19 protein-coding genes and 1 pseudogene are annotated in these 22038 nt (G+C 37.5%); 15 read left to right on the top strand and 5 right to left on the bottom strand.

Annotation, left to right across the window (positions count from 1 at the left end; translation table 11 throughout):
* The first annotated feature begins 11 nt into the window (after positions 1–11).
* Positions 12–2665 (top strand): annotated as a pseudogene (locus ACWPUA_RS07260) (YhgE/Pip family protein).
* 194 nt (positions 2666–2859) lie between these two features.
* Here the strand turns inward: ACWPUA_RS07260 and ACWPUA_RS07255 are convergent.
* Positions 2860–4482, bottom strand: a complete 1623-nt coding sequence (locus ACWPUA_RS07255) for an ATP-binding cassette domain-containing protein (protein ID WP_036756440.1) — start codon at positions 4480–4482, stop codon at positions 2860–2862.
* Between the two features lie 206 nt (positions 4483–4688).
* On the opposite strand from ACWPUA_RS07255, the gene trpS reads away from it, so the two are divergent.
* Positions 4689–5714 (top strand): tryptophan--tRNA ligase, encoded by a 1026-nt coding sequence (gene trpS, locus ACWPUA_RS07250; protein ID WP_006149093.1) that lies wholly within the window; start codon positions 4689–4691, stop codon positions 5712–5714.
* A 162-nt stretch (positions 5715–5876) separates the two neighbouring features.
* Complete coding sequence (gene guaB / locus ACWPUA_RS07245) at positions 5877–7355, top strand: IMP dehydrogenase (protein ID WP_320693904.1); 1479 nt, start codon at positions 5877–5879, stop codon at positions 7353–7355.
* A 50-nt stretch (positions 7356–7405) separates the two neighbouring features.
* On the opposite strand, the gene recF is transcribed toward guaB, so the two are convergent.
* Entirely contained in the window at positions 7406–8497 is a 1092-nt protein-coding gene (recF, locus tag ACWPUA_RS07240) for a DNA replication/repair protein RecF (protein ID WP_006153325.1), read from the bottom strand.
* A gap of 2 nt (positions 8498–8499) precedes the next feature.
* Positions 8500–8868: a S4 domain-containing protein YaaA gene (gene yaaA / locus ACWPUA_RS07235; RefSeq protein WP_006153329.1), complete on the bottom strand. Its 369-nt coding sequence runs from the start codon at positions 8866–8868 to the stop codon at positions 8500–8502.
* A 159-nt stretch (positions 8869–9027) separates the two neighbouring features.
* Here yaaA and yfmF point away from each other — a divergent pair, with 159 nt between their 5' ends.
* The 12 genes from yfmF to tsf all read left to right on the top strand — a co-directional run bounded on the left by yfmF (position 9028) and on the right by tsf (position 20189).
* Positions 9028–10278, top strand: coding sequence for an EF-P 5-aminopentanol modification-associated protein YfmF (yfmF, locus tag ACWPUA_RS07230; protein WP_454380069.1), 1251 nt, complete (start codon positions 9028–9030; stop codon positions 10276–10278).
* On the top strand, positions 10275–11555 hold the full coding sequence (gene yfmH, locus ACWPUA_RS07225; protein ID WP_006153341.1) for an EF-P 5-aminopentanol modification-associated protein YfmH: 1281 nt from the start codon (positions 10275–10277) through the stop codon (positions 11553–11555). The genes yfmF and yfmH overlap by 4 nt, the downstream gene beginning before the upstream one ends.
* Positions 11556–11597: 42 nt before the next feature.
* Positions 11598–12425 (top strand): cytoskeleton protein RodZ, encoded by an 828-nt coding sequence (rodZ, locus tag ACWPUA_RS07220; protein ID WP_006155809.1) that lies wholly within the window; start codon positions 11598–11600, stop codon positions 12423–12425.
* Positions 12426–12436: 11 nt separating this feature from the next.
* Positions 12437–12976 (top strand): CDP-diacylglycerol--glycerol-3-phosphate 3-phosphatidyltransferase, encoded by a 540-nt coding sequence (gene pgsA / locus ACWPUA_RS07215; protein ID WP_006153399.1) that lies wholly within the window; start codon positions 12437–12439, stop codon positions 12974–12976.
* A gap of 2 nt (positions 12977–12978) precedes the next feature.
* Positions 12979–13806 (top strand): energy-coupling factor ABC transporter ATP-binding protein, encoded by an 828-nt coding sequence (locus ACWPUA_RS07210; protein ID WP_006153411.1) that lies wholly within the window; start codon positions 12979–12981, stop codon positions 13804–13806.
* Complete coding sequence (locus tag ACWPUA_RS07205; protein ID WP_006153365.1) at positions 13791–14630, top strand: energy-coupling factor transporter ATPase; 840 nt, start codon at positions 13791–13793, stop codon at positions 14628–14630. Before ACWPUA_RS07210 ends, ACWPUA_RS07205 begins: the two co-directional genes overlap by 16 nt.
* Positions 14623–15417 (top strand): energy-coupling factor transporter transmembrane component T family protein, encoded by a 795-nt coding sequence (locus ACWPUA_RS07200; protein ID WP_247913078.1) that lies wholly within the window; start codon positions 14623–14625, stop codon positions 15415–15417. The genes ACWPUA_RS07205 and ACWPUA_RS07200 overlap by 8 nt, the downstream gene beginning before the upstream one ends.
* Before the next feature lie 31 nt (positions 15418–15448).
* A complete protein-coding gene (gene mreC, locus ACWPUA_RS07195) occupies positions 15449–16270 on the top strand; it encodes a rod shape-determining protein MreC (protein ID WP_254724794.1) in 822 nt (273 codons plus the stop codon).
* Positions 16267–16761, top strand: a complete 495-nt coding sequence (mreD, locus tag ACWPUA_RS07190) for a rod shape-determining protein MreD (protein WP_254724793.1) — start codon at positions 16267–16269, stop codon at positions 16759–16761. The genes mreC and mreD overlap by 4 nt, the downstream gene beginning before the upstream one ends.
* A 93-nt stretch (positions 16762–16854) precedes the next feature.
* Positions 16855–18063, top strand: a complete 1209-nt coding sequence (gene pcsB, locus ACWPUA_RS07185) for a peptidoglycan hydrolase PcsB (protein WP_247913075.1) — start codon at positions 16855–16857, stop codon at positions 18061–18063.
* A gap of 224 nt (positions 18064–18287) precedes the next feature.
* The gene (rpsB, locus tag ACWPUA_RS07180) at positions 18288–19070 is read left to right on the top strand and encodes a 30S ribosomal protein S2 (protein WP_004250981.1); all 783 of its coding nucleotides are present in this window, start codon (positions 18288–18290) and stop codon (positions 19068–19070) included.
* Positions 19071–19148: 78 nt separating this feature from the next.
* Positions 19149–20189, top strand: a complete 1041-nt coding sequence (gene tsf / locus ACWPUA_RS07175; protein ID WP_454380063.1) for a translation elongation factor Ts — start codon at positions 19149–19151, stop codon at positions 20187–20189.
* A gap of 100 nt (positions 20190–20289) precedes the next feature.
* On the opposite strand, the gene cysK is transcribed toward tsf, so the two are convergent.
* Both cysK and ACWPUA_RS07165 read right to left on the bottom strand, forming a co-directional pair.
* Entirely contained in the window at positions 20290–21216 is a 927-nt protein-coding gene (gene cysK / locus ACWPUA_RS07170) for a cysteine synthase A (RefSeq protein WP_250307859.1), read from the bottom strand.
* A 155-nt stretch (positions 21217–21371) separates the two neighbouring features.
* Complete coding sequence (locus ACWPUA_RS07165; RefSeq protein WP_281138015.1) at positions 21372–22007, bottom strand: YigZ family protein; 636 nt, start codon at positions 22005–22007, stop codon at positions 21372–21374.
* Between the last annotated feature and the right edge of the window lie 31 nt (positions 22008–22038).

The following is a 22038-nucleotide window of genomic DNA, read 5'->3' as shown; positions in this document are numbered from 1 at the left end:
AAGGAGACGATATGTTTAAAGAATGGAAAGCAATTTTTAAAAAACCAACCTTTATCATTGTAATGATAGGGATTTCTCTTATTCCTGCTTTATACAACATCATATTTTTATCATCTATGTGGGATCCATATGGCAAATTATCTGAGTTGCCTGTAGCGGTCGTTAATAATGATAAAGAAGCATCTTATAATGGAAACACAATGACTATTGGAAAAGACATGGTGTCCAATTTAGAGCAAAATAAATCATTAGATTTTCATTTTGTCAGTGAAGAAGAAGGTAAGAAGGGTCTAGAAGACGGTGATTACTATATGGTAGTAACTTTACCAAGTGACTTATCTGAAAAGGCTGCTTCTATTCTATCAGATCACCCAGAACAAATGAATATTAACTATCAAACTTCTAGTGGGCATAGTTTCATTGCAAGTAAGATGAGTGATTCTGCCATGACACAGTTAAAACAGAATGTTTCTGCTAATGTAACCGAAACCTATACGAAAGCTTTATTTCAAAAGATGGGAGATTTAAAATCTGGTTTAACGAAGGCAGCTGATGGAAGTGAACAATTGGCCAATGGGGCTAGTCAGTTAGCTGTAGGAAGTCAGACATTGTCTTCTAATCTTGATACTTTAGCTAGTTCAAGTTTAACCTTTTCTGATGCACAAATCAATTCACAAAAGGGTTGACAACGTATGTAACAGGAGTAAAGCAACTGAATAGTGGCTTAGGTACATTTAATGATGGTTTACAGAACTATACAAGTGCAGTTTCACAGGTTGACACTGGACTTAATCAATTATCTTCCAAGACTCCAGAATTAGTAGCAGGTGTCAATCAGCTAAATACTGGAATGAAGTCATATGTAGGAGGAGTTTCGCAACTGAATACAGGTCTCAATCAATTTTCAGTTGGTGTCAATGCTTACACAAGCGGTGTTGACAAACTATCTATTGGGGCAAATCAATTATCTAGTCAATCAGATACATTGAGAGACGGTATTACCCAATTAAATAAAGGGATTAAAGAAATTTCGACTCAATTGAATACTTCATCTCAACAAAAAGAGGAAATCACTCAATTAGCAACTAGTTTAGATGAATTGAATAAAGCACTTCAAGCTGTAACTATTTCAGATAATACTGAACTTAAAAGTACAATATCTAATGATTTAACGAATATATCTACTCTTGCTCAAACTATTGTGACTAATAGTCAAACAGAGCAAGAGAAAACTCTTACCAATCTTCAAGCAACAGCAACTTATCAATCTCTTACTGATACTCAGAAACAAGAACTGACTGCAGCTGTTTCAAATAATTCTAATTCTACGATAGAGTCAGCAAAAGCAATTTTAACGACGGTAGGAGATTTAAAAGAAAATTTGGGAAGTGTAAACCAACCAGTCTCTAATCTATCTACTTTACAGACTAAAGCAAATCAAGTATTACCTGTGGCGTCTAGTTCCTTGACATCTATGTCAAGTGGATTTACACAGTTGCAAAATGCTGTAGATAATAAGTTAGTTCCTGGAAGTCAATCGATTGAAAATGGAGTTAATGATTATACTAAAGGGCTGGATACCATTTCTTTAGGTGTAAACCAACTAAATGAAAAGAATACAACTTTAACAACAAGTTTGGATCAATTGGTTTCTGGATCAGGTAAGTTGACAGAAAACTCTTCAACCTTGACAACTGGTTTGGATTCGCTAGCTGGGAAAACTCCAGAACTAGTAACAGGTATCGAAAAACTCTCATCTGGTTCTAGCCAATTAAATAGTAAGAGTTCAGACTTAATTGCAGGACTGGATAAAATACAGCTAGGTTCTAGTCAATTAACAGATAAATCGAGTCAATTGCTTTCAGCTAGCTCTCAGTTAGAAAGTGGAGCAATGAAAATTGCTGATGGTGCTGGAAAACTAGCAGATGGTGGAACAACTTTAACTGCTGGTATTGAAAGTCTGCAAGTAGGATCTACAGGACTAGGAGAAGGATTAAATAGTGCTAGCAATCAACTAAAAACAGCATCAACAGAGCCTAACAATGCAGAAGTATTATCTGAGCCCTTGAGTATTTCAAAAACAGACAATGATCAGGTTCCTGTAAATGGGATTGCTATGGCTCCTTATATGATATCTGTTGCCCTCTTTGTTGCTGCGTTATCAACAAATATGATTTTTGCTAAGTTACCTTCAGGTCGTCATCCTGAAAGTCGTTGGGCTTGGGTTAAATCTCGTTTCGAAATAAATGGAGTTATAGCTGTTTTAGCAGCTGTCTTAGTCTATGGAGGAGTTCATCTTATCGGTCTAACGGCAAATCATGAAATGAGAACCTTGTTCTTGATCATCATCGCAAGTTTGACATTTATGTCTATGGTAACCGCGTTAACGACATGGAATAGTCGTTTAGGTGCTTTCTTCTCTCTTATTTTACTATTATTACAATTAGCATCAAGTGCAGGAACTTATCCGCTTGCTTTGACTAATGATTTCTTTAAGGCTGTCAATCCTTGGTTACCAATGAGTTATTCAGTTTCAGGATTGAGACAAACGATTTCTATGACAGGGAATATTCATTATCAGGTAATTTTCCTTCTCGTAACTTTAATTCTATTCATAGGATTAGGTATGCTTGCTTATCAACCTAAAAAACTGGAAGAAGATTAAAAAAATCGACCAATTTGGTCGATTTTTTATGTGCATGAATCTTGTCAAGAATTTATAAATCTAATAATAGAATGTTTCACGTGAAACAATGAATAGGTTGAATAGAATCAGATTGACAGAACTATCAACTAAAAATTCATAAGAAATAAAAAAACTCAGTTGGGCTCCCAACTGAGTTTTTTTTTAAGTTCTACCTAATCTTTCCAAAGTTCTTTGACTTTTGCTTGAACTTCAGCATTTTCTAAGAATTCATCATAGGTTTCATCAATACGATCGATGACGCCGTTTTTAGATAAGACAATAATGTGGTTAGCCAAAGTTTGAATAAACTCATGGTCGTGACTGGCAAAGATGATGGACTCTTTAAAGTTTTTCAATCCATCGTTCAAGCTTGAGATAGATTCCAAGTCTAAGTGATTTGTAGGATCGTCAAGTACAAGAACGTTTGACTTTAAAAGCATGAGTTTTGAAAGCATCACGCGCACCTTTTCTCCCCCAGACAAGACGTTTACAGGTTTGTTAACTTCGTCTCCAGAGAAGAGCATACGACCTAGGAAACCACGCAAGAAAGTGTTGTCATCTTCTTCTTTACTTGCGAATTGACGGAGCCAGTCAAGGATAGATTCATTGCCAGCAAAATCAGCTGAATTGTCTTTTGGCAAGTAAGAGCGACTAGTTGTAACTCCCCACTTGACAGTCCCTTCATAGTCAATTTCACCCATAATGGCACGAATCAAGGCAGTTGTTTGGATGTCATTTTGTCCGATAAGAGCTGTCTTGTCACCTGGACGCAAGATGAAGCTGATGTTGTCAAGAATAGTTTCACCGTCAATCTTTACAGATAGATTTTCTACTGTCAAGAGGTCGTTCCCAATTTCACGTTCAGCTTTAAAGCTGATAAATGGGTATTTACGACTAGAAGGAACAATTTCCTCTAGCTCAATCTTGTCAAGCATTTTTTTACGTGAAGTTGCTTGTCTTGATTTAGAAGCATTAGCAGAGAAACGAGCAACGAATTCTTGAAGTTGTTTGATTTTTTCTTCTGCTTTAGCATTACGGTCTGCTAGTAATTTAGCAGCAAGCTCAGAAGACTCCTTCCAGAAGTCGTAGTTTCCGACATAGAGTTTGATTTTTCCAAAGTCAAGGTCAGCCATGTGAGTACATACTTTATTCAAGAAGTGACGGTCGTGAGATACGACAATGACAGTATTATCAAAGTCGATTAGGAAATCCTCTAGCCAAGTGATGGATTGAATATCCAGACCATTGGTTGGCTCGTCCAAAAGAAGGACATCTGGTTTACCGAAGAGGGCTTTAGCAAGGAGAACCTTTACTTTGTCGCCATTTGCTAGTTCACTCATATTTTGGTAATGAAGTTCTTCTGGAATATTCAAATTTTGTAAGAGTTGTGAAGCTTCACTCTCAGCTTCCCAACCACCTAGTTCAGCGAATTCTCCTTCAAGTTCAGCTGCGCGAACACCATCTTCTTCTGAAAAATCTTCTTTCATATAAATGGCGTCTTTTTCTTTCATGATGTTGTATAGTTTTTCATTACCCATGATAACAACATCAATAACACGTTCATCTTCGTAGTCAAAGTGATTTTGACGAAGTACTGAAAGACGTTCGTCTGGTCCAAGAGAGATATGCCCAGTTGTCGGTTCAATATCTCCAGCTAAGATTTTTAAAAAGGTTGATTTTCCAGCACCGTTGGCCCCAATCAAACCATAGGTATTTCCTTCTGTAAATTTGATGTTTACATCATCAAAAAGTTTACGATCACTAAAACGTAGTGAAACATCAGATACTGTTAGCAAAGTTTTTCTCCTATTATATGTAATACTCTAATTCTACTAGAAAATCACCAATTATTCAAATTTTTATTTGTCAATTTTTTGTAAACAAAGTTGACAACCTCTTTACGATTGAAAGGGGTAATATCTCTATTGTTTCGATAAAAAATTATCTGTCTTTTTATTAAAAAAATGCTATAATTGAAAGGACCATATCAAAGGAGAATAAGATGAGTAAACCCATTATTTTAACAGGAGATCGTCCAACGGGGAAATTACACATTGGGCACTACGTTGGTAGTTTGAAAAATCGTGTCTTACTACAAGAAGAAAATAAATATGACATGTTTGTTTTTTTAGCTGACCAGCAAGCACTAACAGACCATGCAAAAGATCCACAAACTATTGTAGAGTCTATTGGGAATGTTGCTTTGGACTATCTTGCAGTGGGATTAGATCCTAATAAAGCAACGATTTTCATTCAAAGCCAGATTCCAGAATTGGCAGAGCTCTCTATGTATTATATGAACCTAGTTTCATTAGCTCGCTTGGAACGAAATCCAACCGTAAAGACTGAAATTGCTCAAAAAGGCTTTGGTGAAAGTATTCCAACTGGATTTTTAGTTTATCCTGTTGCGCAAGCAGCAGATATTACAGCATTTAAGGCTAACTTGGTTCCAGTAGGGAATGATCAAAAGCCGATGATTGAACAAACACGTGAAATTGTGCGTTCTTTCAACCATACCTATAACTGTGATGTTTTAGTAGAACCAGAAGGAATTTACCCTGAGCACGAAGGTGCGGGACGTTTACCAGGTCTTGATGGTAATGCCAAAATGTCGAAATCACTTAATAATGGAATTTACTTAGCTGATGATGCAGATACTTTGCGTAAAAAAGTAATGAGTATGTATACAGATCCAGACCATATTCGTGTTGAGGATCCAGGTAAGATTGAAGGAAATATGGTTTTCCATTACTTGGACGTATTCGGTCGACCTGAGGATGCTCAAGAAATTGCTGAAATGAAGGAACATTATCAACGTGGAGGCCTTGGTGATGTTAAGACCAAACGTTACCTACTTGAAATCCTAGAACGTGAACTTGGTCCAATCCGTGAACGCCGCCTAGAATATGCTAAAGATATGGGTGAGGTTTATAATATGCTCCAAAAAGGTAGTGAAAAAGCTCGAGAAGTTGCTGGGCAAACACTATCAGAAGTAAAAGCTGCAATGGGTCTAAATTACTTTCACTAATGGATAAAATATGAACTATAAAACTATTTCTGCTTTAAAATAAGAGGGATAGTTTTTTATTTATTCTCTTATAAATTTAATTGACAAATTTTCATAGAATGGTATGATAGATACAATACAAAAAGCGTTTAGCTCAATAAAGAAAGAAAAGAGGAAACTTCAATGTCTAATTGGGACACTAAATTTTTGAAAAAAGGTTTTACCTTTGATGATGTATTGCTAATTCCAGCAGAGAGTCATGTGTTGCCTAATGATGCGGATTTAACAACAAAATTAGCAGATAATTTGACTTTAAATATCCCAATTATTACAGCTGCAATGGACACTGTAACAGAAAGCCAAATGGCCATTGCAATCGCGCGTGCAGGTGGACTTGGAGTTATCCATAAAAACATGTCTATTGAGCAACAAGCTGACGAAGTTCGTAAGGTAAAACGTTCTGAAAATGGTGTTATCATTGATCCATTCTTCTTGACCCCTGAACATACAATCGCTGAAGCAGATGAACTCATGGGCCGTTACCGTATCAGTGGTATCCCAGTGGTTGAAACTCTAGAAAACCGTAAGTTAGTTGGTATTTTGACCAATCGAGATTTGCGTTTCATTTCTGACTACAACCAACCAATTTCAAAACACATGACTAGTGAAAACCTAGTTACTGCTCCGGTTGGTACAGATTTAAAAACTGCTGAGAGTATTCTTCAAGAACACCGTATTGAAAAACTACCTCTAGTTAACGAAGAGGGTCGTCTTTCTGGTTTAATCACCATTAAAGATATTGAAAAAGTGATTGAGTTCCCAAATGCGGCAAAAGATGAATTCGGTCGTCTTCTAGTTGCTGGTGCGGTAGGTGTTACTTCTGACACATTTGAACGTGCAGAAGCCCTCTTTGAAGCAGGAGCTGATGCTATTGTTATCGATACTGCCCATGGTCACTCAGCGGGTGTACTTCGTAAAATCGCTGAAATTCGTGCTCATTTCCCGGACCGTACACTGATTGCTGGGAACATCGCTACTGCTGAAGGTGCGCGTGCTCTTTATGATGCAGGTGTTGACGTTGTTAAAGTCGGTATTGGCCCAGGTTCAATCTGTACAACTCGTGTTATTGCTGGTGTAGGAGTTCCCCAGGTAACAGCAATTTACGATGCAGCAGCAGTTGCTCGTGAATATGGCAAAACAATTATTGCTGATGGTGGAATCAAATATTCTGGAGATATTGTAAAAGCTCTTGCTGCTGGAGGAAACGCAGTGATGCTCGGATCAATGTTTGCAGGAACAGATGAAGCTCCAGGTGAAACTGAAATCTTCCAAGGGCGGAAGTTCAAGACATACCGCGGTATGGGTTCAATCGCTGCTATGAAGAAGGGTTCAAGCGACCGTTACTTCCAAGGTTCTGTCAATGAAGCAAACAAACTGGTTCCAGAAGGAATCGAAGGTCGTGTTGCTTATAAAGGTGCAGCAGCTGATATTGTTTTCCAAATGATTGGTGGTATTCGTTCTGGTATGGGTTACTGTGGTGCTGCTAACTTAAAAGAATTACATGACAATGCTCAGTTTATCGAAATGTCAGGTGCTGGTCTAAAAGAAAGCCATCCACACGATGTGCAAATCACTAATGAAGCACCAAACTATTCAATGTAATAAAAAAATCTCCTGTTAAACGGGAGATTTTTTTTACATAGATGTAAAGTTTAATTTACAGTCAATTGACCATTATCTACTGTAAAGACGCTCAAGTTATCAGGCAAGTTTTGAAGATGGTCTAAACTAGTAGTTGTAATAAACGTTTGAATGTTATGAGAAATAGTTTCTAATAATTTAAGTTGACGAGTATTGTCAAGTTCACTCATGACATCGTCAAGCAAAAGAATGGGAGATTCTTTGGTAATGCTCTCCATCAATTCGATTTCAGCAAGTTTTATAGAAAGCACCAAGCTACGATGTTGCCCTTGACTTCCGAAACTTGCTTCCATTCCATTAATCATGAAAATCATATCATCCCGATGAGGACCAACTCCAGTATTCTTCTTAAATAAATCTCTGGATCTACTTTTTTGAAGTGCTATATGGAAAGATTCAGCCAAATGTTTCTTGTCAACAAAGTTTACAGAAGGGTGATAATAGATTGACAGTTCTTCCAACTGATCTGAGATGTCAAAATGTTTTTTCTTGCCAAAGAGTTCCATTTTCTGGATAAAGTCAGCTCGATGATTCATTACACGACAGCCATACTCTACCAGTTGGTCATCAAGAACAGATAGGAAAGTCTCATCTATGTTTTGTGTAGATTTGAGATAGGTATTTCTCTGTTTAAGGACGTGGTTATAACTTGACAGGTCTGACAAGTAAATCGGTTTGATTTGCCCTAATTCTATGTCAATGAATTTACGACGAATGGCCGGAGCGCCTTTGACAAGTTGTAAATCTTCTGGAGCGAATAAGACAACATTCATATGACCAATATAGTCTGATAGGCGAGCTTGTTTTAAGTAATTCACTTTAGTAATTCGCCCTTTTTGTGTGAGGTCGATTTCAAGTGGAATGGTTGCTGTTTTCTTTTGTAAGATTCCAGAAACTTGCAGTTGTTCTTCTTCAAATTGAATTAAATTTTTATCAGTCTTAGTTCGATGACTTCTCGTTAAGGCTAAAAAGTAAATACTTTCAAGAAGATTGGTTTTTCCTTGAGCGTTTCGGCCAACAAATACATTTAATTTTGGATTAAAATTAACTTCGACATCTCGATAGTTACGAAATTGTTTAATGGATAGATTTTTCAGCCACATATTTATCTACCTGGGAAACGTGGTGTAGGTTTTGTTTTTGTTGCTTGAGCTTTTTTTGTTGGCTTTTTTTGAACTTTTTTATTCATTTCCTTGACAAGCTTAGCTACACGTTCTTTCTCAAGTTTTTCTAGACGAAACTCCTCTAGTTCTTCTGATGTTGGTTTAACTAGAATAATTTGAGTTTTTAAATCAGGAATTTCAATAGAATCCCCGATTCTAATTTTCTTGCCTCGACGATTCTCTAATTCTCCATTAAAATATACAAGATGGTCCGCTAAAAAAGATTTAATAGCACCGCCACTTTGGATGATTCCAAGATCTTTCAAAAGAGCTTGGAGAGTAATAAATTCTTCAAATAATTTGTATTCCATAGTTCACCTCAATCTTTGGTATTATACCATATTTTGCACAAAATAGTTGAGAAGAAACAACTGATATGAAAACGATTTTAATTTCAAAAGAGTCAAAGAGAACGGGAAAAATTTTCGTTTTCATGGTATAATAGAACTCTATGTAAAAGGAGGTAAAATATGGAGTTATTCCCTGGAATTGCAGTGCATTTTATCCAATCTAAAAAGTTTAAGACAAATAAAATAACCATGCGTTTCACAGCTCCATTATCTCTGGATTTAATTTCTGGTCGCATGCTAAGTGCCAGTATGCTTGAAACTGCTAATAAAGGCTATCCAACTGCTCAGGTTCTTAGAAAACATCTGGCAGCATTGTATGGAGCAGATTTGTCAACTCATGCGTATAGAAGGGGGCAAAGTCACTTAGTAGACGTGAGTTTGACTTATGTTCGAGATGAATTTTTAAGTAAGAAGAACGTATTAACTGCTCAGATTTTAGAATTATTGTATCAAGTCATATTTAATCCATTGTCAAATGAAGATGAATTTGACGACAATGCCTTTGAAATTGAAAAAAAACAATTGTTGGCGAGATTAGAATCAGAATTAGAGGATCCTTTCTTCTTTGCCCATAAAGAATTGGATCAGTTGTTTTTCCAAGAGGAATCAATGCAGTTAGTTCCTAGAGATTTAATTGCCAGAATTTCCGAAGAGACTTCTAAATCTTGCTATTCAAGTTTTCAAAAAATGCTGAAGGAAGATAGAATTGATTTATTCTTTTTAGGTGATTTTAATGAAATTGAAGTCTTAGAAAACTTGAAGAAATTTAACTTGACAGGTCGTAAAGAAACTGTAAACATTCAATATCAGCAAGGTTATTCAAATGTTCTTAGAGAAGGAATTGCTAGAAAAAACCTAGGTCAGTCTATTCTAGAAATGGGTTATCATAGCACAATTGGTTATGGAGATGATCAAAAGATGGCCTTGCTTCTTGTGAATGGTTTGCTTGGAGCTTTCCCGCACTCTAAATTGTTTACTCAAGTTAGGGAAAAGGAAGGTTTGGCCTACACTGTTTCTAGTCACTTAGATCTCTTTAGTGGATTTTTAAGATTGTTTGCTGGGATAAATCGTCAAAACCGAAACAAGGTAAGAAAATTGATGAATGATCAGTTGTTAGCTATCAAAAATGGTAGATTTACAGATGCTGAAGTTAATCAAACTAAGGAAATGATTCGTAGGACGATGTTGTTGAGTCAGGATAATCAAGATTCGATTATAGATAGAGAACACTTAAGCCTCTTTTTTGGTAAATCGGTTTTAGACCTGGATACTTTGATAGAGAGCCTAGAGCAAGTTGACAAGGATGAAATCTGTAGGGTGGCATCTAGTTTGAAATTGCAGGCTATCTATTTTATGGAAGGAGCAGAATGACTAGAGTTACTTTTCAAGAGAAATATTATCCTGCTGTAAAGGAAACTCTTTATCAAGCAAAATTAGAAAACGGATTGACAGTTTCTTTACTTCCTAAAAATGATTTTAACGAAGTTTATGGTGTAGTAACTGTCTATGTTGGTTCAGTTGACACTGAGTTTACAGCTAGAGATAGTAAAAAGAAAACATATCCTAAGGGGATTGCTCATTTTTTAGAACATAAACTTTTTGAAAGAGAAAATTCTGAAGATATCATGGCTGCATTTACCAAATTAGGTGCAGATAGTAACGCCTTTACAAGCTTTACAAATACAAGTTATCTTTTTTCAACCTCTGACAATGTGGCTGAGTGTTTGGACTTGCTTGACGAGCTTGTTACTAGCTTTAACATTACTGAAGAATCTGTTGAACGAGAAAAGGATATTATTCAACAAGAACGCGAAATGTATCAGGATGATCCTGATTCTTGCTTGTTCTTTAAAACACTTGCAAATCTATATCCGGCAACTCCACTAGCTTCAGATATTGTTGGGACTGAAGATTCGATAGAAGATATTAGTTTAGAGGATCTACGAGATAATTTTGATGAATTTTACACTCCTGTCAATAGCCAAATTTTCCTCGTTGGAAATTTTGATTTAGAGTTGATACAGAATTATTTCTTGCAAAAGGATGTTGGAGGTTGTATAGTTCAAAATCCAAAAGAACTAATCGCTTTACACCCTGTAAAGAAGGTTGAGAGCATTCGTATGGATGTTGCATCACCTAAATTAGCAATAGGAGTTCGAACGAATTCTGATATGGGTCATCAGGACTGCTATCGATATAGCGTTCTATTAAGAGCGTTATTTACGATGATGTTTGGTTGGACCTCTAAAAGATTTCAGAGTTTGTATGAAACTGGGAAATTAGATTCTTCATTATCTTTAGAAATTGAGATCAATCGACGTTTTAACTTTTTGATGTTGACTATGGATACAAAGGAACCTGTGGCTATTTCGCATCAATTCCGAAAGGCAATTCAGAATTTTGCTACTGATTCGGATGTATCAGAGGAACATCTTGATTTAATCAAAAGTGAAATTTATGGAGAATTTATCCATAGTATGAACTCTTTAGAATTTATTGCGACCCAATATCAGTCACATTCTGACGAAACAACCCTGTTTGATTTACCAAAGATTATACAGGAAATGACCTTGGATGATGTTCTTGAGGTAGGACATCATTTTATCGATAATAGTGAAATAGTTGAATTTACAATTTTTCCACTATAGCCATCGAAATATAAAATAAACTAGAAAGAAGGCATGGTAAGTATGAGAAAAAAAACAATTGGTGAAGTGTTACGTTTAGCAAGAATCAATCAAGGTTTGAGTTTAGAGGAATTGCAGCGCAAGACAGACATTCAACTGAATCTGCTTGAGGCTTTAGAATCAGATGATTTCGACCAATTGCCAAGCCCTTTTTATACACGTTCTTTTTTGAGGAAGTATGCTTGGGCAGTTGAGTTGGATGAAAATCTTGTTTTAGACGCATATGATTCAGGGAGTATGATTACCTATGAGGAAGTTGATGTTGATGAGATAGAACTATCAGGTCGTAGACGTTCTAATCGCAAGAAACGTTCCTTGCTCCCTCTGTTTTACTTTATTCTCTTCTCCTTATCTATTATCATTTTTGTTTCTTATTATGTTTGGAATTACATTCAAACACAACCGACAGCAACAACTTCAGCCAACTATAATGTTGTGACTACGACAACAAGTGCAACAAGTAGTGAAACAACAACTAGCAATCAAACCACTAGTCCATCAAGTTCGAGCGACGCATCAACTGTGACGGTTTCTGGTCAGGGAGATGTTATATCGGTAGAATATAAAACTGCTAAAGATACTGCCGAACTTCAACTATCTGTGACGGATGCAACAAGCTGGATTAGTGTTTCAGATACTGAATTGGCCGGAGGAACTACTCTTGAGCCTAATAATAAGATGGCCAAAACAACAGTTTCTAAAGGCTCTCCAGTAACTATCACATTAGGTGTTGTCAAAGGCGTGAAAATCAAGATCGATAATCAGGAAATCGATACTTCAAAATTAACTGGTCAAACTGGCTGGATTACATTGAAATTAAGTTCAAATTAAGGAAGGATAACATGAAAAAAGAGAATATTCCTAACATACTTACGCTTGGTAGAATTTTATTTATTCCGATTTTTGTTCTCCTTCTATCAGTTGGACAGTCTCCTGTGTTACATAAAACAGCAGCAATTATTTTTGCCGTTGCCAGTATCACTGACTATCTAGATGGCTATTTAGCTAGGAAATGGCAAGTAGTTAGCAATTTTGGGAAATTCGCAGATCCAATGGCAGATAAGTTGTTAGTTATGTCGGCATTTATCATGCTAGTAGGTCTAAATATGGCTCCTGCTTGGGTAGTAGCTGTTATCATTTGCCGAGAACTTGCAGTTACTGGGTTGCGCCTACTCTTAGTTGAAACTGGTGGAACTGTTTTAGCTGCAGCAATGCCAGGAAAAATCAAAACATTTAGCCAGATGTTTGCGATTATCTTCTTGTTATTTCATTGGACTTTACTTGGCCAGATAACTCTTTATATCGCTTTGTTCTTTACAGTTTATTCTGGTTATGATTACTTCAAGGGAAGCGCGTATTTGTTTAAAGGAACCTTTCGCTAGATATGGAATCGATTATTGAAATTAAGAATCTGTCATTTCGATACCAGACAGATCAAGAACACTATGATGTTCATAACATTTCGTTTCACGTTAAACGTGGAGAATGGTTGTCTATCGTTGGTCATAATGGTAGTGGAAAATCAACAACTGTTCGCTTGATTGACGGTTTGCTAGAAGCGGAATCTGGAGAAATTTGGATAGACGGTGATTGCCTAACTCCGGAAAACGTCTGGGAAAAAAGACGTAAGATTGGTATGGTATTTCAAAATCCTGATAACCAATTCGTGGGGGCAACCGTAGAAGATGACGTTGCTTTTGGACTAGAAAATCAAGGGATTCCACTTGAAGAGATGGAGGTTCGAGTTACTGAAGCTTTGTCATTAGTTGGGATGGCTGAATTTTCTAAAAAGGAACCAGCTCGCTTGTCAGGTGGCCAAAAACAGAGAGTGGCTATCGCAGGAGTTGTTGCTCTGCGACCAGACATTTTAATTTTGGATGAAGCTACAAGCATGTTGGATCCAGAGGGGCGTCTAGAGTTGATTAAGATCGTCCAAAAGATTCGCCAAGATCACCAAATGACAGTAATCTCCATTACGCATGACCTAGATGAGGTGGCCATGAGTGACCGTATTTTGGTGATGAAAAAAGGAGAAATCGAGTCAACTAGTACTCCTAGAGAACTATTTTCTAGGTCAGATTTAGATCAAATTGGTTTAGATCAACCCTTTGTCAACCAATTAAAAGAATCGCTACGTACTAGTGGCTTGAAATTACCAGAGCACTACCTGACCGAAGAGGAGCTCGAGGAGGCTTTATGGGAATTATTCTAGACAATGTGAGTTATACGTATCAGGAAGGAACACCCTTTGCCTCAGCTGCCTTGTCCGATGTTAATTTGTCAATAGAGGATGGATCTTATACAGCAATTATTGGGCATACAGGAAGTGGGAAATCTACAATTCTTCAACTTTTGAATGGTTTGTTGGTTCCCACAAAGGGAAGTGTTCGTGTCTTTGATACATTAATTACATCAACATCCGTCAATAAGCAAATTCGTCAAATTCGCAAACAAGTGGGCTTAGTCTTTCAGTTTGCAGAAAATCAAATCTTTGAGGAGACTGTCTTAAAAGATGTGGCTTTTGGACCTCAAAATTTTGGAGTTTCTGTAGAAGAGGCAGAAGCTATTGCGCGTGAAAAACTAGCTTTAGTAGGAATTGATGAGTCACTCTTTGGACGTAGTCCCTTTGAGCTTTCAGGCGGACAAATGAGAAGGGTTGCGATTGCTGGTATTTTGGCGATGGAGCCTAGCATTTTGGTCTTAGATGAGCCAACAGCTGGTTTGGATCCAATTGGTCGAAAAGAGTTAATGGCCTTGTTTAAAAAACTTCATCAGGATGGTATCACGATTGTTTTAGTGACCCATCTGATGGATGACGTGGCCGAATTTGCTGACCAAGTTTATGTGATGGAAAAAGGAAAGTTGGTCAAGAGTGGGAAGCCAAGTCTTGTTTTTCAAAATGTCGAATTCATGGAGAAAATCCAATTAGGTGTTCCAAAAATCACAAGATTTGCTCAAAGGCTAGCTGAACGAGGGGTTTCTTTTAAACAATTGCCGATAACGATAGAGGAGTTTAAGGAGTTCATCAATGGATAATATGATTTTAGGTCGTTACATACCAGGAAATTCGATTGTTCATCGTTTGGATCCTCGTAGTAAGTTAGTGGCAATGATTTTATTGATTATGATCGTTTTTTGGGCCAATAATCCAATAACTAATCTGATCCTTTTCGTTGTAACAGGTATATTTGTAGCCTTATCTGAGGTTCCCTTATCCTTTTTCATAAAAGGTTTGCGGTCCATGTTTTTTCTGATTGCTTTTACAACCCTTTTTCAACTTTTCTTTATCTCTGGTGGAGATGTCTTGTTCGAGATGGGGTTTATTAAAATCACGAGTCATGGCATTGAGCAGGCGGGAATCATTTTTTGCCGCTTTGTGTTGATTATCTTTTTCTCAACTTTGCTTACCTTGACAACCATGCCATTAAGCTTGGCTACAGCAGTTGAATCCTTGCTTGGACCCTTGAAAAGATTTAAGGTTCCTGTTCATGAAATCGGACTCATGTTGTCTATGAGTTTACGTTTTGTACCAACCTTAATGGATGATACGATTCGAATTATGAACGCTCAAAAGGCGCGTGGTGTTGATTTTGGAGAAGGGAATATAATCCAAAAAGTTAAGGCTATGATTCCTATTTTGATTCCTTTATTCGCTACGAGTTTGAAACGAGCGGATTCTCTTGCTACAGCCATGGAGGCTAGAGGATATCAAGGTGGGAACGGACGTAGTCAGTACCGACAGTTGAATTGGATGAATAAAGATAGTGTGGCCTTACTCCTGGTATGTGTGTTGGGTTTGATTCTATTTTTGTTGAAATCCTAAAGTGAAGTATAGAATGAGATAGGGTAGAGGTATGAACCGTTTTAAAAAATCAAAATATATCATTGTTCTATTTGTCGTTATACTAGTAGTTTCTGTTCTTTTAGTAATGACGAAATCAAGTACAGTTGTGACAAAAGCTGGAGATGGCATTTCTCTGATAGATAGAATTGTGCAAAAACCATTTCAATGGTTAGAATCTACAAAGTCAGATTTAGGAAATTTGACGAGGGCTTACAATGAGAATGAAACTCTCAAAAAAGAATTCTATCAAATGGAAAAGGAAAAGAATGAAGCAGATCGCTTAAAAGAAGAAAATGAACAACTGCGTCAATTACTAGATATGAAGTCAAAATTGAATGCGACTAAACTAATTGCTGCGGATGTTATCATGAGAACTCCGGCGACTTGGAAACAAGAATTAACAGTTAATGTTGGTTCGCAACAAGGTGTAACAACTAGTATGCTTGTTGTTTCTAGTGGAGGATTGGTTGGAAGCGTTGAAAAAGTAGAAGACAACTCAACTGTGGTCAATTTATTAACAAATGCTGAAAATACAGAGAAAATTTCTGTTAAAATTCAGCATGGATCTAGTAGTATTTATGGTATTATCGTTGGCTATGACAAGGAAAAAGAACTACTGAAAATTAGTCAGCTAAATAATAGTGGAGATATTAGTCAAGGTGATAAAGTGGTAACTGGAGGTTTGGGGAACTTCAATGTCACAGACATTCCTGTAGGAGAAGTCGTATCTGTGACCCCTACCAATGATTATCTGACAAGAGAAGTTATGGTCAAAATGCATGCTGATCCAATGAATCTTAAAGTCGTAGAGTTAGTGGGGAATCCATCATGAGACTTTTTAAGCAAATAGGGATGTTTTTGCTCTTGCCCGTAATCATTTTAATAGATAGCCACTTAGGACAATTTGTAAATAGCTTTTTTCCACATCTTCAAATTGTAAGCCACTTTATTTTCATCTTCTTATTATTCGAAACAATAGAAGTATCAGAATATCTATTTTTGGCCTATTGCTTGGTTCTAGGACTTATATACGATATCTATTTCTTCCATCTGATAGGGATAGCCAGTCTTCTTTTTGTGATTATTGGAGCAATCGTATATAAAAGCAACTCTGTTATTTTGTTAAATAGATGGACAAGATTATTAGCTATTTTAATGATGACTTTTACATTTGAATTTGGTAGCTTTATCCTAGCACACGTGGTAGGATTGACTGCAGAAAATCTACCTGTTTTTATAGTTTATAGTCTGGGTCCTACTATGATATTGAATTTTATATGGATGATAGTTTTCCAATATATTTTTGAAAAAATATATCTATAAGAAAGAAACAAAACTGTAATAAAGGCGTAATATTTATTAGGCCTTTTTTTGGTATACTAGTAATGTCTTTTTAAAGAAGGAGTATTTATACATATGAAGAAAAAAATTCTAGCATCACTTTTGTTAAGTACAGTATTGGTTTCACAAGGAGCTGTTCTTTCAAGTGTTAAAGCTAACACAACAGATGAAAAAATTGCAGCTCAAGATAGCAAAATTAGTGAGTTGACAACGCAACAAAAGGAAGCTCAAAAACAAGTTGATGAGATTCAAACTCAAGTTACAGCTATTCAAACAGAACAAGAAAAGTTGCAAACTGAGAATGAAACTCTTCAAGAAGAATCTAAAAAACTTGAAGGTGAAATCACAGAGCTTTCAAAAAATATCGTAGCTCGTAATGAATCGCTTGAAAACCAAGCTCGTAGTGCACAAACTAACGGAACTGCTACAAGCTACATTAATACAATTATTAACTCTAACTCAATCACAGAAGCTATTTCTCGTGTAGCAGCTATGAGTGAAATTGTATCAGCTAACAACAAAATGTTGCAACAACAAAAAGAAGATAAAAAAGCTATTGCTGAGAAACAAGTTGCTAACAATGAAGCAATCAACACAGTTATTGCCAACCAACAAACACTTGCAGATGACGCCCAAGCTTTGACAACAAAACAAGCTGAATTGAAAGTGGCTGAGTTGAATCTTGCAGCAGAAAAAGCTACTGCAGAAAGTGAAAAAGCTACCTTGCTAGAGAAAAAGGCGGCAGCTGAGGCAGAAGCGAAAGCAGCGGCAGAAGCAGAAGCAGCTTACAAAGCTCAACAAACAAGTCAACAACAAACAGTTGCAGCTTCAGCAAACACAACATTTGCAGCACAAGTACAAGCAACTTCAAGTTCTTCATCTTCATCAGATGATGACTCAAGTTACACACCTGCACCAACTCCTGTAAGCCAACGTCCTACATATAGTACAAACGCTTCAAGTTATCCAACAGGTGAATGTACATGGGGAGCTAAAACATTGGCACCTTGGGCTGGAGATTACTGGGGTAACGGAGCGCAGTGGGCAACAAGTGCAGCTGCAGCAGGTTTCCGTACTGGTTCTCAACCACAAGTTGGTGCGATTGCATGTTGGAATGATGGTGGCTATGGACACGTAGCGGTTGTTACAGCTGTTTCATCATCATCAAGTATCCAAGTATCAGAATCTAACTACGGTGGAGATCGTACAATCGGTAACAAACGTGGATGGTTCAACCCAACTACAACTTCTGAAGGTTATGTTACTTACATCTATCCAAACTAATGAAAAAATTGAGACTCTTTCCGAGTCTCTTTTCTTGTCATTAAATAGAGAAGTTCTGCTAAAAAACTATCAAAATAGCTTGATAATATTGAGAAATTATGGTAGAATGAAACTTGTCGTGTGAACGATAATACTCATTCTTGATGAATTGTGAAACTGTTGCCTTTGGGTTGTTTTGCAAGCTGAAATCGAGAAGAGGAAAAAACGAAAAAGGAGAAATACTCATGGCAGTAATTTCAATGAAACAACTTCTTGAGGCTGGTGTACACTTTGGTCACCAAACTCGTCGCTGGAACCCTAAGATGGCTAAGTACATCTTCACTGAGCGTAACGGAATCCACGTTATCGACTTGCAACAAACTGTAAAATACGCTGACCAAGCATACGACTTTATGCGTGATGCAGCAGCTAACGATGCAGTTGTATTGTTTGTTGGTACTAAGAAACAAGCTGCTGACGCTGTTAAAGAAGAAGCAGAACGTTCAGGTCAATACTACATCAACCACCGTTGGTTGGGTGGTACCCTTACTAACTGGGGAACAATCCAAAAACGTATCGCTCGTTTGAAAGAAATCAAACGCATGGAAGAAGAAGGAATCTTCGACGTTCTTCCTAAGAAAGAAGTTGCACTTCTTAACAAACAACGCGCTCGTCTTGAAAAATTCTTGGGTGGTATCGAAGACATGCCTCGCATCCCAGATGTAATGTACGTAGTTGACCCACATAAAGAGCAAATCGCTGTTAAAGAAGCTAAAAAATTGGGTATCCCAGTTGTAGCAATGGTTGACACAAACACTGATCCAGATGATATCGATGTAATCATCCCAGCTAACGATGACGCTATCCGCGCAGTTAAGTTGATCACAGCTAAATTGGCAGACGCTATCATCGAAGGTCGCCAAGGTGAAGACGCTGTAGCAGCAGTTGAAGCAGAATTTGCAGCTTCAGAAGCTCAAGCAGACTCAATCGAAGAAATCGTTGAAGTTGTAGAAGGCGACAACGCTTAATTCAAATAAGTAATCATTACCTAGGAGGGCGGGGCTTAGCCCGGCTCTCCTATTTTTAAAAAATATAGGAGAATCAAAATGGCAGAAATTACAGCTAAACTTGTTAAAGAGTTGCGTGAAAAATCTGGTGCTGGTGTCATGGACGCTAAGAAAGCATTGGTCGAAGTTGAAGGTGATATCGAAAAAGCGATTGAATTGCTTCGCGAAAAAGGTATGGCTAAGGCAGCTAAAAAAGCTGACCGTGTTGCTGCTGAAGGTTTGACTGGTGTTTATGTGAACGGTAACGTTGCAGCAGTAGTTGAAGTAAATGCTGAAACTGACTTCGTTGCGAAAAACGCTCAATTCGTTGAATTGGTAAATGCAACTGCAAAAGTAATCGCTGAAGGAAAACCAGCTAACAACGAAGAAGCTCTTGCTTTGACAATGCCTTCAGGTGAAACTCTTGAAGCAGCTTATGTGTCTGCAACAGCAACTATCGGAGAAAAAATCTCATTCCGTCGCTTTGCTTTGATTGAAAAAACAGATGCACAACACTTCGGTGCTTACCAACACAACGGCGGACGTATCGGTGTTATCTCTGTAATCGAAGGTGGAGACGAAGCGCTTGCTAAACAAATCTCAATGCATATTGCTGCGATGAAACCAACAGTTCTTTCATACAAAGAATTGGATGAGCAATTTGTTAAAGATGAGTTGGCTCAATTGAACCACGTAATCGACCAAGATAACGAAAGCCGTGCAATGGTTAACAAACCAGCTCTTCCACACTTGAAGTATGGATCAAAAGCACAATTGACTGATGAAGTTATCGCTCAAGCTGAAGCTGACACTAAAGCAGAGTTGGCTGCAGAAGGTAAACCAGAAAAAATCTGGGATAAAATCATTCCAGGTAAAATGGATCGCTTCATGCTTGACAACACTAAAGTTGACCAAGCATACACACTTCTTGCACAAGTCTACATCATGGATGACAGCAAGACAGTTGAAGCATACCTTGAATCAGTTAACGCTTCAGTAGTTGAGTTCGCTCGCTTTGAAGTTGGTGAAGGTATCGAAAAAGCTGCAAATGACTTTGAAGCTGAAGTTGCAGCTACAATGGCAGCAGCTTTGAATAACTAATAATAAAAAGAGGAGGCAACTTTGCTTCCTTTTTCATATAGAAAAACTTTATAAAAAAAAATAAAAAGCCCTTGTTAAAGGGCTTTGTGTATTTAGGAGACTAGACTTCGAACTCATAGAGCGCTGTAGATAGGTAACGTTCTCCGTTATCTGGTGCAAGCGCAAGAACTTTTTTACCTGCCCCAAGTTTTTTAGCAACTTCGATTGCTGCATAGATAGCTGCGGCAGAAGAAATACCTACCAAGAAGCCTTCTTTTCCACCAATTTCGCGACCAAGTGCAAGAGCATTGTCTGATGTCACGCGAACGATACCATCATAAGCTTCTGTATCAAGTGTTTCTGGGATGAATCCTGCAGAGATACCTTGAATTTTGTGAGGTCCTGGTTTTTCACCTGACAAGATAGCTGATTCGTCTGCCTCAACTGCAAAAACTTGAATGTCTGAATTAGCCGATTTAAGAGCATGAGAAACACCTGAAATAGTTCCTCCAGTACCTACACCAGCAACAAAGGCATCTAAACCATCAGCTCCGAAATCAGCTAGAATTTCAGCTCCTGTTGTTCTTTCGTGAACTTCTGGGTTAGCTTGGTTATTAAACTGTAATGGTAGGAAACCATCGCGTTCAGCAGCAATTTCTTGCGCTTTTGCAATCGCACCCTTCATTCCTTCACTACCGGGAGTGAGGACTAGTTCAGCACCATAAGCTTGGATGATCTTGCGGCGTTCAACACTCATTGTTTCAGGCATAACGATGACAACTTTATAACCTTTAGCAGCACCAACCCATGAAAGACCGATACCAGTGTTCCCGCTTGTTGCTTCTACAATAGTAGATCCTGGTTTCAGTTTACCCTCTTGCTCTGCTTTTTCAATCATGCTGAGAGCAATACGGTCCTTAACGGATGAACCTGGGTTAAAAGCTTCTAGTTTTACGTAAACGTCTGCTGCACCTTCTGGTACAATGTTATTCAATTTAACAATCGGTGTTTTTCCGATAAGTTCTGTGATATTGTTATAAATAGCCATGTTAGCACCTCTTTATATAAGATGCTTCTAGTATAACGCTATCTTAAACTTTTGTAAAATATAGAAATCCTATCGAAGCGATAGGATTTTTTTATAACAATCAGAAAAATAGTCAGTGCAAATCTAAAAATTGAGGGAAGGTATTTAAAAGTGCTTTACACCAGGTTTACAGGGACTTCAACTTCTCGTAAGCCTTGATCTGTTAGGATAACCTTCCCATTAAAAAATTCTATGAGGGCAGCTTTGGTATCCTCTTTATCCTCTTTATCGACAAAGATAATTGTGTCAACTTGATCTGTAAAGTTGGTTTCGAGTTCCATAAGATTATGTTCTTTAAGAAAATTCCCATACTCTTGATATTGAGCATAGCTCATTTGAATTTGAATCCCTGCTTGTTCTTTAATTTCAACAATTCCAATTTCTTTGACAGCTAAGGCAACACTACCTGCATAAGCGCGAATAAGACCACCTGCTCCCAGCTTGATACCACCAAAATATCTGGTAACAACTACACAGACATTGGTCAAATTGTGATTTTCTAGAACTCCTAGCATAGGTACACCAGCAGTTCCACTTGGCTCCCCATCATCACTGGTTCGTTTGATTTCACTATGTTCACCAACAATAAAGGCAGAGCAGTTGTGGGTAGCCTTGTAGTGCTCTTTCTTGATTGCGTTGATGAAGGCGCGAGCTTCTTCTTCACTATAGACACGTTTTGCATGACAAATAAAGCGTGATTTTTTGATTTCTTCTTGGACTTGTCCGTCCTCTTTTATCGTTCTAAATTCCATAATTTTATTGTACTAAAAAATAGTCTAAAGT

It is taken from the genome of Streptococcus sp. Marseille-Q6504, assembly GCF_965111625.1.
This window is presented reverse-complemented; position numbering and strand designations above follow the sequence as displayed.

Bases quoted from the DNA above. Each gene is read 5' to 3' on its own strand.
- pgsA (WP_006153399.1), top strand. From the start codon at position 12,437: ATGAAAAAAGAGAATATTCCTAACATACTTACGCTTGGTAGAATTTTA.
- trpS (WP_006149093.1), top strand. From the start codon at position 4,689: ATGAGTAAACCCATTATTTTAACAGGAGATCGTCCAACGGGGAAATTA.
- pcsB (WP_247913075.1), top strand. From the start codon at position 16,855: ATGAAGAAAAAAATTCTAGCATCACTTTTGTTAAGTACAGTATTGGTT.
- yfmF (WP_454380069.1), top strand. From the start codon at position 9,028: ATGGAGTTATTCCCTGGAATTGCAGTGCATTTTATCCAATCTAAAAAG.
- ACWPUA_RS07165 (WP_281138015.1), bottom strand. From the start codon at position 22,007: ATGGAATTTAGAACGATAAAAGAGGACGGACAAGTCCAAGAAGAAATC.
- guaB (WP_320693904.1), top strand. From the start codon at position 5,877: ATGTCTAATTGGGACACTAAATTTTTGAAAAAAGGTTTTACCTTTGAT.
- recF (WP_006153325.1), bottom strand. From the start codon at position 8,497: ATGTGGCTGAAAAATCTATCCATTAAACAATTTCGTAACTATCGAGAT.
- rpsB (WP_004250981.1), top strand. From the start codon at position 18,288: ATGGCAGTAATTTCAATGAAACAACTTCTTGAGGCTGGTGTACACTTT.
- rodZ (WP_006155809.1), top strand. From the start codon at position 11,598: ATGAGAAAAAAAACAATTGGTGAAGTGTTACGTTTAGCAAGAATCAAT.
- ACWPUA_RS07210 (WP_006153411.1), top strand. From the start codon at position 12,979: ATGGAATCGATTATTGAAATTAAGAATCTGTCATTTCGATACCAGACA.
- tsf (WP_454380063.1), top strand. From the start codon at position 19,149: ATGGCAGAAATTACAGCTAAACTTGTTAAAGAGTTGCGTGAAAAATCT.
- ACWPUA_RS07200 (WP_247913078.1), top strand. From the start codon at position 14,623: ATGGATAATATGATTTTAGGTCGTTACATACCAGGAAATTCGATTGTT.
- mreD (WP_254724793.1), top strand. From the start codon at position 16,267: ATGAGACTTTTTAAGCAAATAGGGATGTTTTTGCTCTTGCCCGTAATC.
- ACWPUA_RS07205 (WP_006153365.1), top strand. From the start codon at position 13,791: ATGGGAATTATTCTAGACAATGTGAGTTATACGTATCAGGAAGGAACA.
- yfmH (WP_006153341.1), top strand. From the start codon at position 10,275: ATGACTAGAGTTACTTTTCAAGAGAAATATTATCCTGCTGTAAAGGAA.
- yaaA (WP_006153329.1), bottom strand. From the start codon at position 8,868: ATGGAATACAAATTATTTGAAGAATTTATTACTCTCCAAGCTCTTTTG.
- cysK (WP_250307859.1), bottom strand. From the start codon at position 21,216: ATGGCTATTTATAACAATATCACAGAACTTATCGGAAAAACACCGATT.
- mreC (WP_254724794.1), top strand. From the start codon at position 15,449: ATGAACCGTTTTAAAAAATCAAAATATATCATTGTTCTATTTGTCGTT.